We start from the raw sequence: 2,469 nt of genomic DNA, 5'->3' as shown, positions 1-2,469 counted from the left end.
GTCACGATTTCTGTTAGCCCTAGCTCTTTGGCTAGACGAATGGGCTCGTGGGCAGCAATGCCGTTGTCCACCGTGAGGATGAGGCGCACTCCCTCGCGGTGCAGCTCCTGCACCATGCGGCTGTTGAGGCCATAGCCCTCCGTAAGGCGGCTGGGAATGCGGTAAACCACCGGTGTGCCCCGCAGCGCCCGCAGCAGGAGGGCCGTGCTGGTCATGCCGTCGGCATCATAATCGCCGCAGATGGCAATGGGCTCCTGCCGGTGCAGGGCCTTCTCCAACAGCTCTATCGCTAGGGGCAGGTCGGCAAAGTCACGGCTGGGTGGAGGCAAGCAGGAGGGATCTGGCTGCAAATAGTGGCCAATCTCAGGGAGGCTGCGGAGGCCGCGGTTGAGCAGGATCTGGGCTAGGAGAGGCGAAATCCCCGCTGCTTTAGCCAAGTGGCTTGCCCTTGGCTTATCCTCAGGCTGAAATAGCCAGCGCTGCTTAAAAATTGCAGCCATTCCCCGAGTCGGACAGCCAGCTGCCAGTGCTACAGTTGGCCTATAGGTGGGCCCTTTTTGAACTTACTCCAAAACGCTCCTCCGCTGACTAGCTTCGATGTACTCTCTACTGCTTACCTATAGCCTCAACCCTCTAGTGGGACTGAAGCTGCTGCTGCGATCCCCTGAGCAAACTTCCCTGTGGAGTTTGGCGCGTCAGCTCTGGAGATCCCGGGGAGGGGGATCGCGGCTTCAGATTGCCCTAGGCCGCCTGGTGCCCGAGCAAACTGAGCACCTTTCCCCCTGGGAGGTGCTGCTGCGATCGCGGTTTTTCATTGCTCTGGAAGCTGCCTTGCCGGATCAGGTCCTGCCTGCTCTCCCTTCTGGGCAGGGATCCGCCATTCAGCTGGCCCGCTACACAGAAGGTTCCCAACCCTACAAGACTGAGATCCTCCGCTTTTCCCTGGGAGGAGCGCCTGCTCTTGCTGCACCGCGCCGCTACAGCTACCGTCGCCGTTGCTTCTAGGGGCTGCAGGTAGCAGGCGCCTCCTTACCTATGGCGGCAGGTCTATACTGGAGGGGGATCCAATCTGCGCTTCTCCCGTGAACGCTGGGTTGCGTAACGGCTGCCAGAGGGGGGCAGGGGGTGGCTGGGGAGGAGGGAGTAGTCTCCTGCGGGGCAGTCCTTGGCCGCGCCTAACAACAGCGGTAGCTCTCTTGGGGGGCTCCCTAGCAACTGCTTTCCTTGCCCTGCCTGCTGCCTTTGCCCTCACCCGCTACCAAGTCCACGTCTTGGCCAACGAACCCGAAGCCTTAGCGCGGGTGCGCCGCCAAGTAGCGGATGCCTACTTTGTGCAGGAGGAGGGTCAGGTCTTCATTCTTGCTGGAACGTTTGTTAACCGTAGCCACGCCCAACGCCGCCAAGCTGAGTTGGCACGGCTGGGGTTGCCAGTGCGGGTGGTGAGCCGCCAAGAGACAGATCCACCCCTGCCGCCGGCTTTTCCCGCCCTGCCGGCGCCAACGGCTCCTCCCTTTGATCCGCGGCGGCCCTTTGCCACCCACGTGCCCAACCCCCATAGGGATCCGCTGCTGGAGGAGCGAGTGCGCCGCTTCTTTCCCCAAGCCATTGGAGTGCTCTACCGCGGCCAGCCTTCCCTGCAGACGGGGACTTTCTCTCGCCTATCGCTGGCGCAGGAGCAGGCCCGCTGGTTGACTGCCCAGGGATTGCCGGCAGTAGTTGTGTCACTGGCAGAAGGGAATGCTGCGTCACCGCCCGAGGAGCCTGCCCAAGGAGAACGCTATTGGGTGTTGGTGGCCGATCCCAGCGGCGAGAAATTGGCGGCTTTGGAGCAGCTCCTGCCGGGATCTGTGCCCCTGATCTACGACAACCTGCGGGTGGTGCGCACCGGTGGCTTTGCCGATCTCGCAGGGGCCACTGAGCAAGTGCGTTACCTAGCCCGCCAGGGCTACGCAGCGGGGATCTTTCCCGCTGACCTGCGCCGCTCGCGCCCTCTTCTGGTTCAGGATTCGCCTCCCGCTCTGCAGGAGGCTAGCCCGGGGGGGTTCTGGGTGGTGGTTCAGGCTGGCGAAGAGGCGCTGCCCAAAGTGCAGCAGTTTGCACCCGATGCTTTTGTGCGCGGCTCAGTAATTCAGGTGGGCACTTACCGGCAGCGGGCCAATGCCGAACGGGCACAGCGCAGCTTGGCGGAGGCGGGGTTTGACGCCCGCATTCTGCCTGTGGAGTAACCGCGGTCGTCTTCAGCCGTTTCGCTGCTGGTTAAGCATTGCTATTGGCCCTCCTTGCGGCAGGGTGGGTCCATCGCCGCCAGGTTTGCCGCTGGCAGTTGGGTGGGCTTGACCCAGGAATACTGCACCCCTGCGGGCCTCCCCCAGGCGCTGAGGGTCAAAGCTCCTCTTCGGCTGGATTTTCTTAGCCGCGGCTGAGCCAGCGACGAAGGCGGGGCTGCTGGCCGCCCCGCGCTGAATAAAG

The 2,469-nt window shown here is 63.1% G+C and carries 4 protein-coding genes; 2 read left to right on the top strand and 2 right to left on the bottom strand.

The genetic code is table 11. From position 1 onward, the window contains the following. On the bottom strand, window positions 1–500 hold a 500-nt coding region (locus tag NW827_RS10805; RefSeq protein ID WP_414503679.1), incomplete at its 3' end, for a DHH family phosphoesterase. 97 nt (window positions 501–597) lie between these two features. Here NW827_RS10805 and NW827_RS10800 point away from each other — a divergent pair. Both NW827_RS10800 and NW827_RS10795 read left to right on the top strand, forming a co-directional pair. Next, window positions 598–1,005 carry a hypothetical protein gene (locus NW827_RS10800; RefSeq protein ID WP_414361770.1) on the top strand — a complete coding sequence of 136 codons (408 nt, stop codon included), beginning with the start codon at window positions 598–600 and terminating at the stop codon, window positions 1,003–1,005. 191 nt (window positions 1,006–1,196) lie between these two features. Beyond that, the gene (locus tag NW827_RS10795) at window positions 1,197–2,225 is read left to right on the top strand and encodes an SPOR domain-containing protein (protein WP_414361772.1); all 1,029 of its coding nucleotides are present in this window, start codon (window positions 1,197–1,199) and stop codon (window positions 2,223–2,225) included. Between the two features lie 12 nt (window positions 2,226–2,237). Here the strand turns inward: NW827_RS10795 and NW827_RS10790 are convergent. Then, window positions 2,238–2,469 (bottom strand): hypothetical protein (locus NW827_RS10790; RefSeq protein ID WP_414503678.1); only part of this gene is annotated, 232 nt, incomplete at its 5' end.

It is taken from the genome of Synechococcus sp. H70.1, assembly GCF_047502705.1.
Classification (GTDB): domain Bacteria; phylum Cyanobacteriota; class Cyanobacteriia; order Thermostichales; family Thermostichaceae; genus Thermostichus.
This window is presented reverse-complemented; position numbering and strand designations above follow the sequence as displayed.

Bases quoted from the DNA above. Each gene is read 5' to 3' on its own strand.
- NW827_RS10800 (WP_414361770.1), top strand. From the start codon at position 598: ATGTACTCTCTACTGCTTACCTATAGCCTCAACCCTCTAGTGGGACTG.